The 21,481-nt window shown below is 72.7% G+C and carries 19 protein-coding genes; 16 read left to right on the top strand and 3 right to left on the bottom strand.

Annotated elements, in window-relative coordinates; all coding sequences use genetic code 11:
- Positions 1-159: 159 nt before the first annotated feature.
- A complete protein-coding gene (bldD, locus tag ACZ6KO_RS22655; RefSeq protein ID WP_093801867.1) occupies positions 160-660 on the bottom strand; it encodes a transcriptional regulator BldD in 501 nt (166 codons plus the stop codon).
- Positions 661-893: 233 nt separating this feature from the next.
- Here bldD and pyrR point away from each other — a divergent pair, with 233 nt between their 5' ends.
- The 14 genes from pyrR to ACZ6KO_RS22585 all read left to right on the top strand — a co-directional run bounded on the left by pyrR (position 894) and on the right by ACZ6KO_RS22585 (position 17,583).
- Positions 894-1,484, top strand: a complete 591-nt coding sequence (gene pyrR, locus ACZ6KO_RS22650) for a bifunctional pyr operon transcriptional regulator/uracil phosphoribosyltransferase PyrR (protein ID WP_469305821.1) — start codon at positions 894-896, stop codon at positions 1,482-1,484.
- A 141-nt stretch (positions 1,485-1,625) separates the two neighbouring features.
- Entirely contained in the window at positions 1,626-2,615 is a 990-nt protein-coding gene (locus ACZ6KO_RS22645; protein WP_469305820.1) for an aspartate carbamoyltransferase catalytic subunit, read from the top strand.
- Between the two features lie 2 nt (positions 2,616-2,617).
- The gene (locus ACZ6KO_RS22640; RefSeq protein WP_469305819.1) at positions 2,618-3,904 is read left to right on the top strand and encodes a dihydroorotase; all 1,287 of its coding nucleotides are present in this window, start codon (positions 2,618-2,620) and stop codon (positions 3,902-3,904) included.
- On the top strand, positions 3,901-4,488 hold the full coding sequence (locus tag ACZ6KO_RS22635) for a PH-like domain-containing protein (RefSeq protein WP_469305818.1): 588 nt from the start codon (positions 3,901-3,903) through the stop codon (positions 4,486-4,488). Before ACZ6KO_RS22640 ends, ACZ6KO_RS22635 begins: the two co-directional genes overlap by 4 nt.
- Positions 4,485-5,633 (top strand): glutamine-hydrolyzing carbamoyl-phosphate synthase small subunit, encoded by a 1,149-nt coding sequence (gene carA / locus ACZ6KO_RS22630; RefSeq protein ID WP_401449335.1) that lies wholly within the window; start codon positions 4,485-4,487, stop codon positions 5,631-5,633. Before ACZ6KO_RS22635 ends, carA begins: the two co-directional genes overlap by 4 nt.
- Positions 5,626-8,934: a carbamoyl-phosphate synthase large subunit gene (carB, locus tag ACZ6KO_RS22625; protein WP_469305817.1), complete on the top strand. Its 3,309-nt coding sequence runs from the start codon at positions 5,626-5,628 to the stop codon at positions 8,932-8,934. Before carA ends, carB begins: the two co-directional genes overlap by 8 nt.
- A gap of 79 nt (positions 8,935-9,013) precedes the next feature.
- Complete coding sequence (locus ACZ6KO_RS22620; RefSeq protein WP_469305816.1) at positions 9,014-10,123, top strand: quinone-dependent dihydroorotate dehydrogenase; 1,110 nt, start codon at positions 9,014-9,016, stop codon at positions 10,121-10,123.
- A complete protein-coding gene (gene pyrF / locus ACZ6KO_RS22615; protein WP_469305815.1) occupies positions 10,120-10,959 on the top strand; it encodes an orotidine-5'-phosphate decarboxylase in 840 nt (279 codons plus the stop codon). The genes ACZ6KO_RS22620 and pyrF overlap by 4 nt, the downstream gene beginning before the upstream one ends.
- A 359-nt stretch (positions 10,960-11,318) precedes the next feature.
- The gene (locus ACZ6KO_RS22610) at positions 11,319-11,642 is read left to right on the top strand and encodes an integration host factor (protein ID WP_366002949.1); all 324 of its coding nucleotides are present in this window, start codon (positions 11,319-11,321) and stop codon (positions 11,640-11,642) included.
- Between the two features lie 61 nt (positions 11,643-11,703).
- Complete coding sequence (gene gmk, locus ACZ6KO_RS22605; protein WP_469305814.1) at positions 11,704-12,267, top strand: guanylate kinase; 564 nt, start codon at positions 11,704-11,706, stop codon at positions 12,265-12,267.
- A 28-nt stretch (positions 12,268-12,295) separates the two neighbouring features.
- On the top strand, positions 12,296-12,568 hold the full coding sequence (gene rpoZ / locus ACZ6KO_RS22600; RefSeq protein WP_004948662.1) for a DNA-directed RNA polymerase subunit omega: 273 nt from the start codon (positions 12,296-12,298) through the stop codon (positions 12,566-12,568).
- A gap of 119 nt (positions 12,569-12,687) precedes the next feature.
- Positions 12,688-13,905 (top strand): bifunctional phosphopantothenoylcysteine decarboxylase/phosphopantothenate--cysteine ligase CoaBC, encoded by a 1,218-nt coding sequence (gene coaBC / locus ACZ6KO_RS22595; protein WP_469305813.1) that lies wholly within the window; start codon positions 12,688-12,690, stop codon positions 13,903-13,905.
- Positions 13,906-14,101: 196 nt separating this feature from the next.
- A complete protein-coding gene (metK, locus tag ACZ6KO_RS22590; RefSeq protein WP_469305812.1) occupies positions 14,102-15,310 on the top strand; it encodes a methionine adenosyltransferase in 1,209 nt (402 codons plus the stop codon).
- A 140-nt stretch (positions 15,311-15,450) separates the two neighbouring features.
- Positions 15,451-17,583 carry a primosomal protein N' gene (locus ACZ6KO_RS22585; protein WP_469305811.1) on the top strand — a complete coding sequence of 711 codons (2,133 nt, stop codon included), beginning with the start codon at positions 15,451-15,453 and terminating at the stop codon, positions 17,581-17,583.
- Positions 17,584-17,701: 118 nt separating this feature from the next.
- Here the strand turns inward: ACZ6KO_RS22585 and ACZ6KO_RS22580 are convergent, their stop codons facing one another.
- Positions 17,702-18,205 (bottom strand): hypothetical protein, encoded by a 504-nt coding sequence (locus tag ACZ6KO_RS22580; RefSeq protein ID WP_469305810.1) that lies wholly within the window; start codon positions 18,203-18,205, stop codon positions 17,702-17,704.
- Between the two features lie 228 nt (positions 18,206-18,433).
- Here ACZ6KO_RS22580 and fmt point away from each other — a divergent pair, with 228 nt between their 5' ends.
- The gene (fmt, locus tag ACZ6KO_RS22575; protein WP_469305809.1) at positions 18,434-19,378 is read left to right on the top strand and encodes a methionyl-tRNA formyltransferase; all 945 of its coding nucleotides are present in this window, start codon (positions 18,434-18,436) and stop codon (positions 19,376-19,378) included.
- 106 nt (positions 19,379-19,484) lie between these two features.
- Positions 19,485-20,933, top strand: coding sequence for an RsmB/NOP family class I SAM-dependent RNA methyltransferase (locus ACZ6KO_RS22570; RefSeq protein WP_469305808.1), 1,449 nt, complete (start codon positions 19,485-19,487; stop codon positions 20,931-20,933).
- 80 nt (positions 20,934-21,013) lie between these two features.
- Here ACZ6KO_RS22570 and ACZ6KO_RS22565 read toward each other — a convergent pair whose 3' ends face one another.
- The gene (locus ACZ6KO_RS22565) at positions 21,014-21,478 is read right to left on the bottom strand and encodes a hypothetical protein (RefSeq protein ID WP_469305807.1); all 465 of its coding nucleotides are present in this window, start codon (positions 21,476-21,478) and stop codon (positions 21,014-21,016) included.
- Positions 21,479-21,481: the final 3 nt, after the last annotated feature.

Genomic DNA, 21,481 nt, shown 5'->3' with positions numbered 1-21,481 from the left:
GATGCGCGGGCGCGGCGCCCCCCCCGCGCGGGGCCCCCCTCGCGGGTTGCTGGGGCCGGGGGGGGGGGTGGGGGCCGGGGGCCCCCCCCCCCCGGGGGGGGCGGGCCCCCCCCCGGGCCCGGGCCCCCGCCGGTAACGTTTCTGCTGGAGCCGGTCGGCTCAGGCGTCCTCGTGCGCCACCGCGCGACGCGCGTCGGCGTCCAGCACGCCCCAGCTGATCAGCTGCTCGGTGAGGACCGAGGGGGACTGGTCGTAGATGACGGCCAGGGTGCGCAGGTCGTCCTGGCGGATCGACAGCACCTTGCCGTTGTAGTCGCCACGCTGGCTCTGGATGGTGGCCGCGTAGCGCTGGAGCGGGCCGGCCTTCTCGGCGGGCACGTGGGCCAGGCGCTCGAGGTCCAGGCGCAGCTTCGGCGGCGGCTCGGCGGCCCCGCCCGGAGTCGTGCCCGGCAGGAGCTCCTGGACCGGCACCCCGTAGAAGTCCGCCAGCTCGGCGAGGCGCTGGACGGTCACGGCGCGGTCCCCGCGCTCGTAGGAACCGACCACCACGGCCTTCCAACGGCCCTGGGACTTCTCCTCGACACCGTGGAGGGAAAGGCCCTGCTGGGTGCGGATGGCGCGGAGCTTGGCCCCGAGCTGTTTGGCGTATTCGCTGGACATAAGGCTCCCGGACGCAGTGACGACGTGCGGCTCCGCCGCGCGGCTGGTAACTCACTGTGAGGTTACGCAGCGTTACTTGGATGCGTCAAGCCGAATGGTCTTCGTCAGCCCCCCGCGAGGGGTCGGGCGGGGGAGCGGTGTGCGCTCGCCCGGGCGGTCCTGGTAACGTTGCAGCCGTACATCAGACGTCCTTTAAGGTCCGTCCCGTGAGGCGGAGAAGGAGGTCCTTTTTCATGGACTCGCAGGCCGTAAACCTTCGAAGCGGCGATGGCGCCCGCCCCGTACTGGAGGCGCAGGACATCGCGCGGGTGCTGACCCGCATCGCTCACGAGATCGTCGAGCGCGCCAAGGGCGCGGACGACGTGGTTCTCCTCGGCATCCCGACGCGTGGCGTCTTCCTCGCCCGTCGGCTGGCCGCCAAGCTCCAGGAGATCACCGGGACCAAGATCCCGGTCGGCTCCCTCGACATCACCATGTACCGCGACGACCTGCGGATGAAGCCCGCCCGCGCGATCGGGCGCACCGAGATCCCCGGCGACGACCTCGACGGCCGCCTGGTCGTCCTCGTCGACGACGTGCTCTTCTCCGGCCGCACCATCCGCGCCGCCCTGGACGCCCTCGGCGACCTCGGCCGCCCCCGCGCCGTCCAGCTCGCGGTCCTCGTCGACCGGGGCCACCGCGAGCTGCCCATCCGCGCCGACTACGTCGGCAAGAACCTCCCCACGTCGCTGCGGGAGACCGTCAAGGTCCAGCTCCAGGAGGAGGACGGCCGCGACGCCGTGCTGCTCGGCCAGCGGACCGACGGGGCGGCCGGCGGCCAGTAGGCCATTCGGGTGAGGGGCCGGTGTACGCCGGGCCCGCGCCGAAGCCTGCCCGCCCGCCCGGACCGCCCCCTGCCGCACCCCCCTGCCGCACCTCTCCGCCGCACCCCCTCCGCCGCTCTCCACGACTTACGGAGCACCCAGATGAAGCGCCACCTCATCTCGGCCGCCGACCTCTCGCGCGACGACGCCGTCCTCATCCTCGACACCGCCGAGGAGATGGCCCGGGTCGCCGACCGGCCGATCAAGAAGCTGCCCACCCTGCGCGGCCGCACGATCTGCAACCTCTTCTTCGAGGACTCCACCCGTACCCGGATCTCCTTCGAGGCCGCCGAGAAGCGCCTGTCGGCCGACGTCATCAACTTCGCCGCCAAGGGCTCCAGCGTCTCCAAGGGCGAGTCCCTCAAGGACACCGCCCAGACCCTGGAGGCGATGGGCGTCGACGCCGTCGTCATCCGCCACCACGCCTCCGGCGCGCCCTACCGGCTCGCCACCTCCGGCTGGATCGACGCCCCCGTGATCAACGCGGGCGACGGCACCCACGAGCACCCCACCCAGGCGCTGCTCGACGCCTTCACCATGCGCCGCCGCCTGGTCGGCCGGGACGCGGGCCTGGGCAAGGGCCTCGACGGCCGCCGCATCACCATCGTCGGCGACGTCCTGCACAGCCGGGTGGCCCGCTCCAACGTCCACCTGCTGCACACGCTCGGCGCCGAGGTCACCCTGGTGGCCCCGCCCACCCTGGTGCCCGTCGGCGTGGAGAACTGGCCCTGCGAGATCTCGTACAGCCTCGACGACGTGCTGCCGAAGTCCGACGCGGTGATGATGCTGCGTGTGCAGCGCGAACGTATGAACGCCGCGTTCTTCCCGACCGAGCGCGAGTACTCGCGGCGGTACGGGCTGGATGCCAGCCGGATGGCCCGCATGCCCGAGGACGCCATCGTGATGCACCCCGGACCGATGGTCCGCGGCATGGAGATCACCGCCGAGGTCGCCGACTCCGACCGCTGCACGGTCGTCGAGCAGGTCGCCAACGGCGTCTCCATCCGGATGGCCGTCCTGTACCTGCTGCTCGGCGGTTCCGAGCCCGCCGTCACCACCACCAGCACGCCCCGCACCGAGGAGAGCAAGTAACCATGAGCAAGATCCTTATCCGTGGCGCGCAGGTCCTCGGCGGCGAGGCGCAGGACGTCCTGATCGACGGCGAGACCATCGCCGCCGTCGGCAGCGGCATCGACGCCGGTGACGCGACCGTGATCGAGGCCGCCGGCCAGGTCCTCCTCCCCGGCCTGGTCGACCTCCACACCCACCTGCGCGAGCCGGGCCGCGAGGACTCCGAGACGGTCCTGACCGGCACCCGCGCCGCGGCCTCCGGCGGCTACACCGCGGTGTTCGCCATGGCGAACACCTTCCCCGTCGCCGACACCGCCGGCGTCGTGGAGCAGGTGTGGCGCCTGGGCAAGGAATCCGGCTACTGCGACGTCCAGCCCATCGGCGCCGTCACCGTCGGCCTGGAGGGCAAGAAGCTCTCCGAGCTGGGCGCCATGCACGAATCCGCCGCCCGCGTCACCGTCTTCTCCGACGACGGCAAGTGCGTCGACGACGCCGTGATCATGCGCCGGGCCCTGGAGTACGTGAAGGCCTTCGGCGGCGTCGTCGCCCAGCACGCCCAGGAGCCGCGCCTGACCGAGGGCGCCCAGATGAACGAGGGCGTCGTCTCCGCGGAGCTGGGCCTGGGCGGCTGGCCGGCCGTCGCCGAGGAGTCGGTCATCGCCCGCGACGTGCTGCTCGCCGAGCACGTCGGCTCCCGCGTGCACATCTGCCACCTCTCCACCGCCGGCTCGGTCGAGATCGTCCGCTGGGCCAAGTCCCGCGGCATCGACGTCACCGCCGAGGTCACCCCGCACCATCTGCTGCTCACCGACGAGCTGGTCCGCTCGTACAACCCGGTCTACAAGGTCAACCCGCCGCTGCGCACCGAGGCCGACGTCCTGGCCCTGCGCGAGGCCCTGGCCGACGGCACGATCGACATCGTCGCCACCGACCACGCCCCGCACCCGCACGAGGACAAGGACTGCGAGTGGGCCGCCGCCGCCATGGGCATGGTCGGCCTGGAGACCGCGCTCTCCGTCGTCCAGCAGACGATGGTGGAGACCGGCCTGCTCGACTGGGCGGGGGTCGCCGAGCGCATGTCCTTCGCCCCGGCGCGCATCGGCAGCCTCCCGCACCACGGACGTCCCGTCTCGGTGGGTGAACCCGCGAACCTGACGCTGGTCGATACCTCGTACCGTGGTGTCGTGGACCCCGCACACTTCGCTTCCCGCAGCCGCAACACGCCCTACGAGGGCCGTGAGCTGCCGGGCCGCGTCACTCACACCTTCCTGCGGGGCCGGGCAACGGTCGTGGACGGGAAGCTGGCGTGACACCTGCAGTAATCCAACTGGCCGCGGAGGCCGCCGAACGACGGTCGGCGGAGGTGACCGACTGGGGCCCGCGCATCGCGTGGGTGATCGGTCTGGTCGTCTTCATCGCGTTCGTCTACTGGCTGATGCGGCAGGGCTGGAAATGGCGCGGCGCTCTGCAGGACGACCTGCCCGAGCTGCCCGCCGCCCCCGGCGGTCTCCCCGCGCACCGGCTGGCCCTGACCGGCCGGTACCACGGGTCCACCACCGCCGGGCAGTGGCTCGACCGGATCGTCGCCCACGGCCTGGGCGTGCGCAGCAGGGTCGAGCTGACCCTCACCGACGCGGGCCTGGACGTGGTCCGTCCGGGGGCCACCGATTTCTTCGTACCGGTCGCGCAGCTGCGCGGCGCCCGCCTCGACAAGGGAATCGCGGGCAAGGTACTCACCGAGGGCGGTCTGCTCGTCGTCACCTGGGCGCACGGCGACAAGCTGATCGACTCCGGATTCCGCTCCGACCGCGCGGCCGAGCACGCCGCCTGGGTCGAGGCCATCAACTCCATGATCCAGTTCATCACCACCACGACGGAAGGCGCCGAACGATGACGACCTCCACCAGGGGAGCGAAAGCTCCCGCCGTACTCGTCCTGGAGGACGGGCGGGTCTTCCGCGGCCGTGCCTACGGTGCCGTGGGGGAGACCTTCGGCGAGGCCGTGTTCTCCACCGGCATGACCGGCTACCAGGAGACCCTCACCGACCCGTCGTACCACCGGCAGGTCGTCGTGATGACCGCCCCGCACGTGGGCAACACCGGCGTCAACGACGAGGACCCCGAGTCCTCGCGCATCTGGGTCTCCGGCTACGTCGTCCGCGACCCCGCCCGCATCCCCTCCAACTGGCGCTCCCGCCGCTCGCTGGACGAGGAGCTCCAGCGGCAGGACGTCGTCGGCATCTCCGGCGTCGACACCCGCGCCCTGACCCGCCACCTGCGCGAGCGCGGCGCCATGCGCGTCGGCATCTTCTCGGGCGAGGCACTCGCGGGCGGCGCGACCGACGCGCAGCTGCTGGCGAAGGTCCAGGCGCAGCCCCAGATGAAGGGCGCGAACCTCTCCGCCGAGGTCGCCACCAAGGAGGCGTACGTCGTCCCCGCGATCGGCGAGAAGCGCTTCACCGTGGCCGCGGTCGACCTGGGCATCAAGGGTATGACCCCGCACCGGATGGCCGAGCGCGGCATCGAGGTCCACGTGCTGCCCGCCACCGCCACCGTCGAGGACCTCTACGCGGTCTCCCCGGACGGCGTGTTCTTTTCCAACGGCCCCGGCGACCCGGCCACCGCCGACCACGCGGTCTCCGTGATGCAGGGCGTCCTGGAGCGCAAGACCCCGCTCTTCGGCATCTGCTTCGGCAACCAGATCCTCGGCCGCGCGCTCGGCTTCGGCACCTACAAGCTGAAGTACGGCCACCGCGGCATCAACCAGCCGGTCCAGGACCGCACCACCGGCAAGGTCGAGGTCACCGCGCACAACCACGGCTTCGCCGTCGACGCGCCCCTCGACAAGGTCTCCGAGACCCCCTTCGGCCGCGCCGAGGTCTCCCACGTCTGCCTCAACGACAACGTGGTGGAGGGCCTCCAGCTGCTCGACCAGCCGGCCTTCTCCGTCCAGTACCACCCCGAGGCGGCCGCGGGCCCGCACGACGCCGCGTACCTCTTCGACCGCTTCGTTTCTCTGATGGAGGCCGAGCGTGCCTAAGCGCACCGATATCCAGTCCGTCCTGGTCATCGGCTCCGGCCCGATCGTCATCGGCCAGGCCGCCGAGTTCGACTACTCCGGCACCCAGGCCTGCCGCATCCTCAAGGCCGAGGGCCTGCGGGTCATCCTGGTCAACTCCAACCCCGCGACGATCATGACCGACCCGGAGATCGCCGACGCCACGTACGTCGAGCCGATCACCCCCGAGTTCGTCGAGAAGATCATCGCCAAGGAGCGTCCCGACGCCCTCCTGCCCACCCTCGGCGGCCAGACCGCGCTGAACACCGCCATCTCCATGCACGAGCAGGGGGTGCTGGAGAAGTACGGCGTGGAGCTCATCGGCGCCAACGTCGAGGCCATCCACAAGGGCGAGGACCGCGACCTCTTCAAGGGCGTCGTCGAGGCCGTCAAGGCCAAGATCGGCTACGGCGAGTCCGCCCGCTCGGTCATCTGCCACTCCATGGACGACGTCCTCGCCGGCGTCGACACCCTCGGCGGCTACCCGGTCGTCGTCCGCCCCTCCTTCACCATGGGCGGCGCCGGCTCCGGCTTCGCCCACGACGAGGAGGAGCTGCGCCGCATCGCCGGCCAGGGCCTGACGCTCTCCCCGACCACCGAGGTGCTCCTGGAGGAGTCCATCCTCGGCTGGAAGGAGTACGAGCTGGAGCTGATGCGCGACAAGGCCGACAACGTCGTGGTCGTCTGCTCCATCGAGAACTTCGACCCGATGGGCGTGCACACCGGTGACTCGATCACCGTCGCCCCGGCGATGACGCTGACCGACCGCGAGTACCAGCGGCTGCGCGACATCGGCATCGCGATCATCCGCGAGGTCGGCGTCGACACCGGCGGCTGCAACATCCAGTTCGCGATCGACCCGGTCGACGGCCGCGTCATCGTCATCGAGATGAACCCGCGCGTCTCGCGCTCCTCGGCGCTCGCGTCGAAGGCCACCGGCTTCCCGATCGCCAAGATCGCCGCCAAGCTGGCCATCGGCTACACGCTGGACGAGGTCCCCAACGACATCACCGAGAAGACGCCGGCCTCCTTCGAGCCGACCCTCGACTACGTCGTCGTCAAGGCCCCGCGCTTCGCGTTCGAGAAGTTCCCGGCCGCCGACGCCACCCTCACCACCACCATGAAGTCGGTGGGCGAGGCCATGGCCATCGGCCGCAACTTCACCGAGGCCCTGCAGAAGGCGCTGCGCTCCCTGGAGAAGAAGGGCTCCCAGTTCACCTTCGTCGGCGAGAGCGGCGACAAGGACGAGCTGCTGCGCCTGGCCGTACGCCCCACCGACGGCCGCATCAACACCGTGATGCAGGCCATCCGCGCCGGCGCCACCCAGGAGGAGGTCTTCGAGTCCACGAAGATCGACCCCTGGTTCGTCGACCAGCTCTTCCTGATCAAGGAGATCGCCGACGAGCTCGCCGCCGCCGAGAAGCTCGACCCCGAGCTGCTCGCCGAGGCCAAGCGGCACGGCTTCTCCGACGCCCAGATCGCCGAGATCCGCGGCCTGCGCGAGGACGTCGTCCGCGAGGTCCGGCACGCCCTGGGGGTCCGCCCGGTCTACAAGACGGTCGACACCTGCGCCGCCGAGTTCGCCGCCAAGACCCCGTACTTCTACTCGTCCTACGACGAGGAGAGCGAGGTCGCGCCCCGCGAGAAGCCCGCGGTGATCATCCTGGGCTCCGGCCCGAACCGCATCGGCCAGGGCATCGAGTTCGACTACTCCTGCGTCCACGCCTCCTTCGCGCTGCACGACGCCGGCTACGAGACCGTGATGGTCAACTGCAACCCCGAGACCGTCTCGACCGACTACGACACCTCCGACCGCCTGTACTTCGAGCCGCTGACGCTGGAGGACGTGCTGGAGATCGTCCACGCCGAGTCCCTCGCGGGCCCGATCGCGGGCGTCGTCGTCCAGCTCGGCGGCCAGACCCCGCTGGGCCTGGCCCAGGCGCTCAAGAACAACGGCGTGCCGGTCGTGGGCACCTCGCCCGAGGCCATCCACGCCGCCGAGGACCGCGGCGCCTTCGGCCAGGTCCTCGCCGACGCCGGCCTGCCGGCCCCCAAGCACGGCACGGCCACCACGTTCGCGGGTGCCAAGGCCATCGCCGACGAGATCGGCTACCCGGTCCTGGTCCGCCCCAGCTACGTGCTCGGCGGCCGCGGCATGGAGATCGTCTACGACGAGGCCCGGCTGGAGTCGTACATCGCCGAGTCCACCGAGATCTCCCCGACCCGCCCCGTGCTGGTCGACCGCTTCCTCGACGACGCCATCGAGATCGACGTCGACGCCCTCTACGACGGCACCGAGCTCTACCTCGGCGGCGTCATGGAGCACATCGAGGAGGCCGGCATCCACTCCGGCGACTCCGCCTGCGCGCTGCCCCCGATCACCCTCGGCGGCTTCGACATCAAGCGGCTGCGGGCCTCCACCGAGGCCATCGCCAAGGGCGTCGGCGTGCGCGGCCTGATCAACATCCAGTTCGCGATGGCCGGCGACATCCTCTACGTCCTGGAGGCCAACCCGCGCGCCTCCCGGACCGTCCCCTTCACCTCGAAGGCGACCGCCGTCCCGCTGGCGAAGGCCGCCGCCCGCATCTCGCTCGGCGCCACCATCGCCGAGCTGCGCGAGGAGGGCCTGCTGCCGAAGACCGGCGACGGCGGCACCCTGCCGCTCGACGCGCCGATCTCGGTCAAGGAGGCCGTGATGCCGTGGAGCCGCTTCCGCGACATCCACGGCCGCGGCGTGGACACCGTCCTCGGCCCGGAGATGCGCTCCACCGGCGAGGTCATGGGCATCGACTCGGTCTTCGGCACGGCGTACGCCAAGTCGCAGGCGGGCGCGTACGGCCCGCTGCCGACCAAGGGCCGGGCGTTCATCTCCGTCGCCAACCGGGACAAGCGCTCGATGATCTTCCCGGCCCGCGAGCTGGTCGCCCACGGCTTCGAGCTGCTGGCCACCTCCGGCACCGCCGAGGTGCTGCGCCGCAACGGCATCAACGCCACCGTGGTGCGCAAGCTCAGCGAGGGCGAGGGCCCGAACGGTGAGAAGACGATCGTCCAGCTCATCCACGACGGCCAGGTCGACCTGATCGTCAACACCCCGTACGGCACCGGCGGCCGCCTCGACGGCTACGAGATCCGTACGGCGGCGGTGGCGCGCGGCGTCCCGTGCCTGACCACGGTCCAGGCGCTCGCCGCGGCCGTCCAGGGCATCGACGCACTCAACCACGGCGACGTGGGCGTCCGTTCGCTCCAGGAGCACGCGGAGCACCTGACCGCGGCCCGCGACTAGCAGCCCGTCCGAGCAGGGGGACACCGGTTTCACGACGGGTGTCCCCCTTCTCATGAGCGCACAAGGGATATTCCGGACGATGTACAAGCTCTTCTTCCACCTGGTCTTCAAGCGGATGGACCCGGAGGCGGCCCACCACCTGGCCTTCCGCTGGATCCGCCTGGCCGCCCGCACACCGGTCCTGCGCACCTTCGTGGCCGCGGTCCTCGCCCCGCGCCACAAGGAGCTGCGCACGGAGGCGCTGGGCCTGCGCATGCACGGCCCCTTCGGCCTCGCCGCCGGCTTCGACAAGAACGCCGTCGCCATCGACGGCATGTCCATGCTCGGCTTCGACCACGTCGAGATCGGCACCGTCACCGGCCAGGCCCAGCCCGGCAACCCCAGGAAGCGCCTCTTCCGGCTCGTCCCGGACCGGGCGCTGATCAACCGCATGGGCTTCAACAACGAGGGCTCCGCCGCCGTCGCGGAGCGCCTGGCCGCCCGCCGCCCGGTCTTCAGGACCGTCGTCGGCGTCAACATCGGCAAGACCAAGGTGGTCCCGGAGGCCGAGGCCGCGGGCGACTACGTGCTCTCCACCGAGCGCCTCGCGCCGTACGCCGACTACCTGGTCGTCAACGTCTCCTCGCCCAACACCCCGGGCCTGCGCAACCTCCAGGCGACCGAGTCCCTGCGCCCGCTGCTGACCGCCGTGCGCGAGGCCGCCGACCGCACGGTCACCGACCGCCGGGTCCCGCTGCTGGTCAAGATCGCCCCCGACCTCGCGGACGAGGACGTCGACGCGGTCGCCGACCTCGCCCTGGAACTGGGCCTGGACGGCATCATCGCCACCAACACCACCATCGCCCGCGAGGGCCTGGGCCTGACGTCCGACCCGTCCCTGGTCCAGGAGACCGGCGGGCTCTCCGGAGCCCCGGTCAAGGAGCGCTCCCTGGCGGTCCTGCGCCGCCTGTACGCCCGCGTGGGCGACCGGATGGTGCTGATCGGCGTCGGCGGCATCGAGAACGCCGAGGACGCCTGGCAGCGCATCCTGGCCGGCGCCACCCTCATCCAGGGCTACAGCGCCTTCATCTACGAGGGCCCGTGCTATGCGCGGGCGATTCACAAGGGCCTCGCCGCGCGCCTGGCCGCGAGCCCGTACGCCACGCTGGCCGAAGCGGTCGGCGCCGAGACCCGAAAGGCCGCGAAGTGACGACCCTGGAACCGTTCGGCAGCCGCCTGCGCTCCGCCATGGACTCCCGAGGCCCGCTCTGCGTCGGGATCGACCCGCACGCGGCCCTGCTCGCCTCCTGGGGCCTGAACGACGACGTCGCGGGCCTGGAGACGTTCTCGCGCACCGTGGTCGAGGCGCTGGCCGACTCCGTCGCGGTCTTCAAGCCGCAGGCCGCCTTCTTCGAGCGCTTCGGCTCCCGGGGCATCGCGGTCCTGGAGCGGACGGTGGCCGACGCCCGCGCCGCCGGCACGCTCGTGGTCATGGACGCCAAGCGCGGCGACATCGGCTCCACCATGGCCGCGTACGCCGAGACCTTCCTGCGCCCGGACGCGCCGCTGTTCTCCGACGCGCTCACCGTCTCGCCCTACCTCGGTTACGGCTCGCTGCGGCCGGCCGTCGACCTGGCGCGCGCCTCCGGGGCGGGCCTGTTCGTGCTCGCGCTGACCTCCAACCCGGAGGGCGCCGAGGTCCAGCGGGCCGTACGCGACGACGGCCGGACGATCGGCGCGACGATGCTGGCCCACCTGGCGGCGGAGAACGCCGGCGACACGCCGATGGGCTCCTTCGGCGCGGTCGTGGGCGCCACTCTGGGCGATCTGTCCTCCTTCGACCTGGACATCAACGGGCCGCTGCTGGCCCCCGGCATCGGGGCGCAGGGGGCGGCCGCCGCCGACCTGCCGAAGGTCTTCGGCGCGGCGGTGCGCAACGTGGTCCCGAACGTCTCGCGCGGCGTGCTGCGGCACGGTCCGGACGTCGCCGCCCTGCGCGCGAGCGCCGCGGCCTTCGCCGAGGAGATCCGCGCGGCGGTCGCCTGACGGCGGTCGCCTGACGACGTCGTCTGACGGCCGCCGACCGGCCGCGGGCCGCTCGCGGCGCACGGATTTCCGTACCGCCGGAGCGTCCGCGGCACCCGCGGACCGAACGGGCTGGCGAAAATCGGAGGGTCGAGACCGGACAAAACCCGGGTACTTTGTCCGTGATGTACGGTTCAGTGGAGGCTGACCAGGACTTTTCGTCCGTTCTCGCTGACTGGAGCGGCCATGGCCGCTAGTCTCCGACCAGAGCGAACGAGCAGAACTGCTGCACAACCGCTGTTCGCGCGCTCACCAGGTGTGGCGCCATGGGTTGCCCACCGGTCCGTATCCGACAGTTCGACATCCGAGGTGACGTAGGCGTGGCTCTTCCGCCCCTTACCCCTGAACAGCGCGCAGCCGCGCTCGAAAAGGCCGCCGCGGCTCGCCGGGAGCGGGCCGAGGTGAAGAATCGACTCAAGCACTCCGGTGCCTCCCTGCACGACGTCATCGAGCAGGGCCAGAAGAACGAGGTCATCGGCAAGATGAAGGTCTCCGCTCTCCTGGAGTCCCTGCCGGGCGTGGGCAAGGTCCGCGCCAAGCAGATCATGGAGCGCCTCGGCATCTCCGAGTCCCGGCGTGTCAGGGGTCTCGGCTCCAACCAGATCGCTTCCCTGGAGCGCGAGTTCGGCGGCAAGGCCGCCTGAGGCGTCGCCCGAAGTTCGTCCGGCGTTCTCAGGCAGTCCCTGGAACCTGGATAATCGCTTCATGGCAGCAGAGGTTCGTCCGCGGCTGACCGTGCTCTCCGGCCCCTCCGGGGTCGGCAAGAGCACGGTCGTCGCGCATATGCGCAAGGCCCACCCCGAGGTATGGCTCTCGGTGTCGGCCACCACCCGTAAACCGCGACCCGGTGAGCGGCACGGTGTCCACTACTTCTTCGTCACCGACGACGAATTCGACAAGCTGATCGCCAACGGCGAGCTGCTGGAGTGGGCGGAGTTCGCGGGCAACCGTTACGGCACCCCCCGTGCGGCCGTCCACGAGCGTCTCGACAGCGGCGAGCCCGTGCTGCTGGAGATCGACCTCCAGGGCGCCCGGCAGGTCCGGGAGTCCATGCCGGAGGCCCTCCTGGTCTTCCTCGCCCCGCCGAGCTGGGAGGAGCTGGTCCGCCGGCTCACCGGCCGGGGCACGGAGTCCCCGGAGGTCATCGAGCGCCGACTGGGCGCCGCCAAGGTCGAGCTCGCTGCCGAATCGGAGTTCGACACCACCCTGGTCAACACCTCCGTCGAGGACGTGGCGCGTGAGCTGCTAGCCTTGATGGAAGTTGTTTGATCTTTTACCCATCTTCGGAAGGTAGAGCGTGTCCTCTTCCATCACCGCGCCCGAGGGCATCATCAACCCGCCGATCGACGAGCTGCTCGAGGCCACGGACTCGAAGTACAGCCTCGTGATCTACGCGGCCAAGCGCGCGCGTCAGATCAACGCGTACTACTCGCAGCTCGGTGAGGGCCTGCTCGAGTACGTCGGCCCGCTGGTGGACACCCACGTCCACGAGAAGCCGCTTTCGATCGCACTGCGCGAGATCAACGCGGGTCTGCTGACCTCCGAGGCCATCGAGGCCCCGGCCCAGTAAGGCACGACATCCTTCATCACAGGCCCGGCAGCACCGCTGCCGGGCCTGTGGTGTGTCATAGGTACTTCACAGGTACGCACACGTACGACGACAACCGACGAGCGGGAGCGGGAGACGCAGTGGACAAGCCGAAGGTCGTGCTGGGGGTCAGCGGTGGCATCGCCGCCTACAAGGCGTGCGAGCTGCTGCGCCGGCTGACCGAGTCCGGTCACGACGTACGGGTGGTGCCGACCGACTCCTCGCTGCACTTCGTCGGGGAGGCCACGTGGGCCGCGCTCTCCGGCAACCCCGCCTCGACCGAGGTCTGGGAGAGCGTCCACGAGGTCCCGCACGTGCGGATCGGCCAGGGCGCCGACCTCGTCGTCGTCGCCCCCGCGACCGCCGACCTGCTGGCCAGGGCGGCCCACGGCCTCGCCGACGACCTGCTGACCAACACCCTGCTCACGGCCCGCTGCCCGGTGGTCTTCGCGCCCGCCATGCACACCGAGATGTGGGAGCACCCGGCCACCCAGGAGAACGTCGCCACGCTGCGCCGCCGCGGCGCCGTCGTCATCGAGCCCGCCGTCGGCCGGCTGACCGGCAAGGACACCGGCAAGGGCCGGCTGCCCGAGCCGGAGGAGATCTACGAGGTCTGCCGCCACGTCCTGCGCCGGGGTCACGCCGCCCGGCCCGACCTGGCCGGACACCACGTCGTCGTCAGCGCGGGCGGCACCCGCGAGCCGCTGGACCCGGTGCGGTTCCTGGGCAACCGTTCCTCCGGCAAGCAGGGGTACGCCCTGGCCCGTACCGCGGCCGCGCGCGGCGCCCGGGTCACCCTGGTCGCGGCCAACACCGCGCTGCCCGACCCCGCCGGGGTGGACGTCGTCCGCGTGGGCACGGCCGTCCAGCTGCGGGAGGCCGTGCTGAAGGCCGCCGCGGACGCCGACGCGGTGGTCATGGCGGCGGCCGTGGCGGACTTCCGGCCCGCCGAGTACGCCGAGGGGAAGATCAAGAAGAAGGACGGGCAGGAGCCGGCACCCGTCGCCCTCGTACGCAATCCGGACATCCTCGCCGAGATCTCGGCCGACCGGCCCCGGACCGGCCAGGTCGTGGTCGGGTTCGCCGCCGAGACCGACGACGTCCTGGCCAACGGCCGGGCCAAGCTGGCGCGCAAGGGCTGTGACCTGCTCGTCGTCAATGAGGTCGGCGAGCTGAAGACCTTCGGATCGGAGGAGAACGAGGCTGTGATCCTCACCTCCGACGGAGCCGAAACGCCCGTACCCCATGGCCCGAAGGAAGCCCTGGCCGATGCGATCTGGGACCAGGTCGCGCCCCGGCTGGCGGCGCGACGCGCCTGAGGAAACGGCTCTTTCCGGCGGACCCCGTGTGCGTCAGAATGGAGTGCCGCAGGTCACAAGGCTCCCAGAAGGCGAGACGGGTGGTCCCGTGGCCGGTCCTGACCGATAAACTGCATTCGGAATGTGACCGGGCGCAGCCCCCGGTACTGTTCCGCCAAATGATCAGCCAGCAGCCGCTGCAACCCCAGGGAGCGATGTGTCCCGCCGCCTGTTCACCTCGGAGTCCGTCACCGAGGGCCACCCCGACAAGATCGCTGACCAGATCAGCGACACGATCCTCGACGCCCTGCTGCGCGAGGACCCGACCTCCCGCGTCGCCGTCGAGACCCTGATCACCACCGGTCTCGTGCACATCGCGGGCGAGGTGACCACGAAGGCCTACGCGCCGATCGCGCAGCTCGTCCGCGAGAAGATCCTGGAGATCGGCTACGACTCCTCGAAGAAGGGCTTCGACGGCGCCTCCTGCGGCGTCTCGACGTCCATCGGCGCGCAGTCGCCCGACATCGCCCAGGGTGTCGACACGGCGTACGAGACCCGCGTCGAGGGCGACGAGGACGAGCTCGACCGTCAGGGTGCCGGTGACCAGGGCCTGATGTTCGGGTACGCCACCGACGAGACCCCGAACTTCATGCCGCTCCCGATCGAGCTGGCGCACCGTCTGTCGCGCCGGCTCTCCGAGGTGCGCAAGAACGGGACCATCCCGTACCTGCGCCCCGACGGCAAGACCCAGGTCACCATCGAGTACGACGGTGACAAGCCGGTCCGCCTCGACACGGTCGTCGTCTCCTCGCAGCACGCCTCGGACATCGACCTCGACTCGCTGCTCGCGCCCGACATCCGCGAGTTCGTCGTCGAGCACGTCCTCAAGCAGCTCGTCGAGGACGGCATCAAGCTGGACACCGACGGCTACCGCCTGCTGGTCAACCCGACCGGCCGCTTCGAGATCGGCGGCCCGATGGGCGACGCCGGCCTCACCGGTCGCAAGATCATCATCGACACCTACGGCGGCATGGCCCGGCACGGCGGCGGCGCCTTCTCCGGCAAGGACCCGTCCAAGGTCGACCGCTCGGCCGCCTACGCCATGCGCTGGGTCGCCAAGAACGTCGTGGCCGCCGGTCTCGCCGGCCGCTGCGAGGTCCAGGTCGCCTACGCGATCGGCAAGGCCGAGCCGGTGGGCCTGTTCGTCGAGACCTTCGGCACCGCCAAGGTGGACGTCGCCAAGATCGAGCACGCCATCGCCGAGGTCTTCGACCTCCGCCCGGCCGCGATCATCCGCGACCTCGACCTGCTGCGCCCGATCTACGCCCAGACCGCCGCGTACGGCCACTTCGGCCGTGAGCTGCCGGACTTCACCTGGGAGCGCACCGACCGCGTGGACGCGCTGCGCGCGGCCGCCGGCCTCTAAGCATTACCGCGCCCGCCCCGGCGCACCCGTACGGCCCCGGACCTGCTGGTCCGGGGCCGTACGGCGTTCCCGGCCCCGGCCCCGCCGCCGGGCGGCCGGGAGGGGACCGGCTGTCGGTGCCGTTTGGTAAGAATGCAGCTGTGAGCAGTGCGAACGATTCCGAACAGCGGGCCGGGGACGAGGGTCCGGGCGGTCCGCCGGAGCAGCTCGCGCTCATGCGGGAGATGGTCGCCGAGGCCAAGGCCAGGGCGCCCAGGGCCAAGCCGCGCACCTGGCGCGGGGCCGCGCTCGCCAAGGAGCTGCCGGTCGCGCGGATCCTGGTCAACAAGGGCGTGCTCCACCTGGACCAGCTGTGGGACTACGCCGTCCCCGAGGAGCTCTCCGAGGCCGCCCGGCCCGGCGTCCGGGTCCGGGTCCGGTTCGGCGCCGGGGCCCACCAGGTGCACGGCGGCCGCCGCGAGGGCGGCGGGCTGATCGACGGGTTCGTCGTCGAGCGCCGCGCCGACACCGACTACAACGGCCCGCTGGCCGCCCTCGCCCACGTCGTCTCGCCCGAGGTCGTCCTCACCCCCGGGATGCTGGCCCTGGCCCGGGCCGTCGCCGACCGCTACGCCGGCTCCCTGGCCGACGTCCTCCAGCTGGCCCTGCCCCCGCGCAACGCCCGCGCCGAGGCCAAGCCCTCCCCGGAGCCGCTGCCCGCGCCCGCCGTGCCCGGACCGGGTGGCTGGTCGCGCTATCCGGCCGGGCCCGCCTTCCTGCGGGCCCTGGCCACCGGCGCCGCCCCGCGCGCGGTGTGGACCGCCCTGCCGGGACCCGGCTGGGCCGACGAACTGGCCCGTGCCATGGCGGCCACCCTCGCCTCCGGGCGCGGCGCCCTGGCCGTGCTGCCCGACGGCCGCACCGCCGCCCGGGTCGACGCCGCCCTGACCGCGCTGGCCGGCGAGGGCCGGCACGCCCTGCTGACGGCCGAGTCCGGACCCGAGAAGCGCTACCGGCAGTGGCTCGCGGTCCACCGCGGCTCGGTCGGAGCCGTCATCGGCACCCGTGCGGCGATGTTCGCCCCCGTGCGGAACCTCGGCCTGGTCGCCGTCTGGGACGACGGGGACTCCAGCCACAGCGACGACAACGCGCCCTTCCCGCACGTGCGCGAGGTGCTGGAGCTGCGGGCGGTCAGCGAGGGCTGCGCCTTCCTGGCCGGCGGCACCAGCTGCACGGTGGAGGCCGCCCAGCTGGTCGAGTCCGGCTGGGCCCGGCCCGTCACCGCCGACCGCGAGACCGTACGGGCGGCCGCCCCGCGCATCCGCACCGTCGGCGACGAGCTGCTGGCCCGGGACGGGGCCGCCCGCGCCGCCCGGCTGCCGAGCCTGGCCTGGGAGACCGTACGCGAAGGACTCAAGGACGGACCGGTGCTGGTCCAGGTGCCCCGGCGCGGGTACGCGCCCCGGCTGGCCTGCGAGCGCTGCCGCACCCCCGCCCGCTGCCGGACCTGCGCCGGCCCGCTGGAGGCACCCGACGAGCGGGACCTGCGGTGCGGGTGGTGCGGGAGCGGCGAGCCGTCCTGGCACTGCGAGGAGTGCGGCTCCTTCCGGCTGCGCGCCCAGGTCGTCGGAGCCCGCCGTACCGCCGAGGAACTGGGCCGGGCCTTCCCGGCGGTGCCGGTGCGCACCTCGGGCCGTGACCACGTCCTCGACACCGTCCCGGACCGGCCCGCCCTGATCGTGTGCACCCCCGGCGCCGAACCGGTCGCCGAGGGCGCGGGCTACGCGGCCGGGCTGCTGCTCGACGGCTGGGCGATGCTCGGCCGCCCCGATCTGCGGGCCGGCGAGGACGCGCTGCGCCGCTGGATCGCCGCGGCCTCCTTGGTGCGCGGCGACGGGCAGGTCGTGGTGGTCGCCGAGCCGACGCTGCGGCCGGTGCAGGCCCTGGTGCGCTGGGACCCGGTCGGGCACGCGGTGCGCGAGCTCGCCGAGCGCGCGCAGCTCGGCTTCCCGCCGGTCTCGCGGATGGCGTCGGTCGCCGGCCGGCCCGAGGCGCTCGCCTCGTTCCTGGCCGCCGTCGAACTGCCGCCGGACGCCGAGGTGCTGGGCCCCGTGCCGGTGCCGGGCCGGCGCGGCGAGCCCTCCCCGGGCGAGCGGGCCCTGGTCCGGGTCCCGCCGGGCAGCGGCGCCGCGCTGGCGGCCGCCCTCAAGTCCGCCCAGGCCGCCCGCCTGGCCCGCGGGGTCCCGGCCGCCGAGGCGGTCCGGGTCCGTATCGATCCGCTGGAGATCGGCTGACGGCACGGGCGGCGCACGGGCCGACGCCCGGGCTGGAAGTACCGCGACGGCATGAAGGAGCCGCCCGGTGCCGGGGGAGGGCGCCGGGCGGCGTGGGAGCAGCGGTGGCCGGAGCGGGTCAGCCGTTGCGGGGCCCGGGGAAGACCGCCGGGCGGGACGTGGCCTCCTCGCGCAGCGGCTGCGGCGGCATCGCGCGGGCGGCCGGCACCGTGGACATCGGCAGCGGGCGGGTCGGGGTGCCCTCGGCCAGCGGTTCCGTGCTCTCCGCGGCCTGCGCGCGGCGCGCGCCGTACCGGCGGTGCACGGCCTGCTTGGTGACCCCGAGCGCGGAGCCGACGGCGTCCCACGAGAAGCCGAGCGAGCGGTCGAAGTCCACCGCGGCGGTGACCAGGGTCTCGACGCTGTCCCGCAGCTCCTGGGCGAGGCGGACGGTGGGGGCGGGCGCGCGGCCGTAGACGACGAACCCCGTGGAGGGACCGGAGCGGCGCGGACGGTACACGTTGCCGAGCTGGGCGGTGAGCGTACGCAGAGCATCCACCTGTCGGCGGACCCGCTCGATGTCCCGCACCAGGAGGTGCAGGCTGGCCCGCGCTTGGGCGTCGTGGGTGGCGTGGTCGGCCATGAAGAAGCCTCTCGAACCGGTGCTGAAGAGCGGATCGGGCCGCACACACCGTTCAATCGCGGCCCGTTTCGGTCAATCTCTCTTGACCAACGCTCCATGCGGCAAGGAAGTCACGCACCGGGGGCGTGTCGGCATATGCGAGAGGCGCGCATACGTGCGTACGCCCCCTGCGCGGCCGCCCCATAGACTGGTGCGCTGCTGACCGCCGAGATAGCGAGGTAGACCCCAGTGAAGCTCGTCTTCGCCGGCACCCCCGAGGTCGCCGTGCCCGCCCTGGACGCCCTCATCGCCTCCGGGCGGCACGAGGTCGCCGCCGTCGTCACCCGGCCCGACGCCCCCGCCGGCCGCGGCCGGCGGCTGGTCGCCAGCCCGGTCGCCGAGCGCGCCCTGGAGGCTGGCATCGAGGTCCTCAGGCCCGCCCGGCCGCGCGACCCCGAATTCCAGGAGCGGCTGCGCGAGATCGCCCCGGACTGCTGCCCGGTCGTCGCCTACGGCGCCCTGATCCCCAAGAGCGCCCTGGACATCCCGCGCCTGGGCTGGGTCAACCTGCACTTCTCGCTGCTGCCCGCCTGGCGCGGCGCCGCGCCCGTGCAGCACTCGATCATGGCGGGCGACGCCGTGACCGGCGCGTCCACCTTCCTCATCGAGGAGGGCCTGGACTCCGGGCCCGTCTACGGGGTGCTGACGGAGGACGTCCGCCCCACCGACACCAGCGGCGACCTGCTGACCCGGCTCGCCTTCGCGGGCGCCGGGCTGCTGTCCGCCACCATGGACGGCATCGAGGACGGCACGCTGCGCGCCGTCGAGCAGCCCGCCGACGGCGTCTCGCTCGCCCCGAAGATCACCGTCGAGGACGCCCGGGTGGACTGGACCGCTCCGGCGCTGCGCGCCGACCGGGTCGTACGCGGCTGCACCCCGGCGCCCGGCGCCTGGACCGTCTTCCGCGGCGAGCGCCTGAAGCTGATCTCCGTGGGCCTGGTGCCCGACCGCACGGACCTGGCGCCCGGCGAGCTGGCCCCGGCCAAGAACCACGTCCACGTCGGCACCGGCTCGCACGCCGTCGAGCTGCTGTGGGTGCAGCCGCAGGGCAAGAAGCCGATGGCCGGGGCGGACTGGGCGCGCGGGGTCCGGATCGCTCCCGGTGAGCGGCTGGGCGGGACGGACGTAGGCTGACCGTAGCGGTATCCCCGCCCACCCGACCGCACCCCACCTCCCGTACGTCCCTCGCATTCCAGCGCACTCGGGCTTGAGCAGCCCATACTCCCGGAGCACCTTTCACGTGAGCGAACAGCCCCGTCGCAGCGGCCCGCCGAAGCAGGCCAAGCCGCACCGCAGGCCCAAGAAGGACCCCGTACGGATCCTCGCCTTCGAGGTCCTGCGGGCCGTGGACGAGCGTGACGCGTACGCGAACCTGGTCCTCCCGCCGCTGCTGCGCAAGGCCCGCCAGGACGAGAACTTCCAGGCGCGCGACGCCGCACTGGCGACCGAGCTCGTGTACGGGACGCTGCGCCGCCAGGGCACCTACGACGCGATCATCGCCGCCTGCATCGACCGGCCGCTGCGCGAGGTGGACCCGCCGGTGCTGGACGTGCTCTCGCTGGGCGCGCACCAGCTGCTGGGCACCCGGATCCCGCCGCACGCGGCCGTGTCGGCGAGCGTCGAGCTCGCCCGGGTGGTGCTCGGCGACGGGCGCGCGAAGTTCGTCAACGCCGTCCTGCGCAAGATCGCGGCTCAGGACCTGGACGCCTGGGTGGCGCAGGTCGCGCCGCCGTACGAGGACGACGCCGAGGACCACCTCGCGGTCGTCCACTCGCATCCGCGGTGGGTCGTCTCCGCGCTGTGGGATTCCCTGGGCGGCGGCCGGGCCGGCATCGAGGACCTGCTGGAGGCCGACAACGAGCGGCCGGAGGTCACGCTGGTGGCCCGCCCCGGCCGGTCCACCCCGCAGGAGCTGCTGGCCGCCGTCGGCGAGGAGTCGGGCCTGACCGGCCGCTGGTCGCCGTACGCCGTCCGGCTCGCCGAGGGCGGTGAGCCGGGCGCCCTGGAGGCGGTCCGCGAGGGCCGCGCGGGCGTCCAGGACGAGGGCAGCCAGCTGGTCGCCATCGCCCTGGCGAACGTACCGGTGGAGGGCCGCGACGCGCGCTGGCTGGACGGGTGCGCGGGGCCGGGCGGCAAGGCGGCCCTGCTGGGCGCGCTGGCCGCCGAGCGGGGCGCGTTCCTGCTCGCCTCGGAGAAGCAGCCGCACCGGGCCCGCCTCGTCGGGCGGGCGCTGGCCGGCAACCCCGGCCCGTACCAGGTCATCACGGCGGACGGCACCCGTCCGCCGTGGCTGCCGGGCTCCTTCGACCGGGTCCTGATGGACGTGCCGTGCACGGGCCTTGGCGCCCTGCGCCGGCGCCCCGAGGCCCGCTGGCGCCGCCGGCCCGAGGACCTGGACGGCTTCTCGCCGCTCCAGCGCGCCCTGCTGCGCGAGGCGCTGTCCGCGGTGCGCGTGGGCGGCGTGGTCGGCTACGCGACCTGTTCCCCGCACCTGGCGGAGACCCGGGTCGTCGTCGAGGACGTCCTCAAGGGCCGCGGCGGCCAGGAGCCGGTGGCCGCCGAACTCGTCGACGCCCGGCCGTACCTGCCCGGGGTCCCGGCGCTGGGCGACGGCCCGGACATCCAGCTGTGGCCGCACCTGCACGGCACGGACGCGATGTACCTGGCGCTGCTGCGCCGTACCGCCTGAGCACCGCCTGAGCACCGCCCGGACACGACCGTGGCGCGGTCCCGCCAACCGGCGGGACCGCGCCACGGTCGCGGGCGGGGTCAGAGGTTGGTCTGGCCGCGCCGCAGCGGGAGCAGCCGTTCCTGCTCCCCGTTGCCGTCGTGCCAGCTGAGGCGGACCGTGAACCGGCGCGCGCCGCGGTGGGCGGAGGCGACGGGGAGCCACGGGACCGGGTAGCGGCCGTCCTTGTCGAGGCGCGCGATCGGGAACTCCTCGGGCGGGCTGTCCGCGAGCTCCACGACGCTCCCGCCCTCGGTGTCCTCGACCACGATCCCGACCCGCTCGGCGGGCGCCGGGCCGTGGTTCCAGATCACCAGGTGGTAGCCGGCCTGGCGGATCGAGCCGTCCGGCAGTTTGATCTTGGCGAAGTCGGAGGTGCGGTGGAAGTACGCGGTCACCTGCGCCCCCAGGACCTCCCGTTTGCGGTTGCGGTGCTGGACGTAGGCGGTGATCCCCGACAGGACGAGCGCGGCGAGCGCGATCACCGTGCCTATCCACGCGTTCATACG

The organism is Streptomyces sp. NPDC042102 (genome assembly GCF_055582305.1).
Note: the sequence above shows the minus strand (reverse complement) of the source record. Positions and strands in the feature narration are given on the sequence as shown.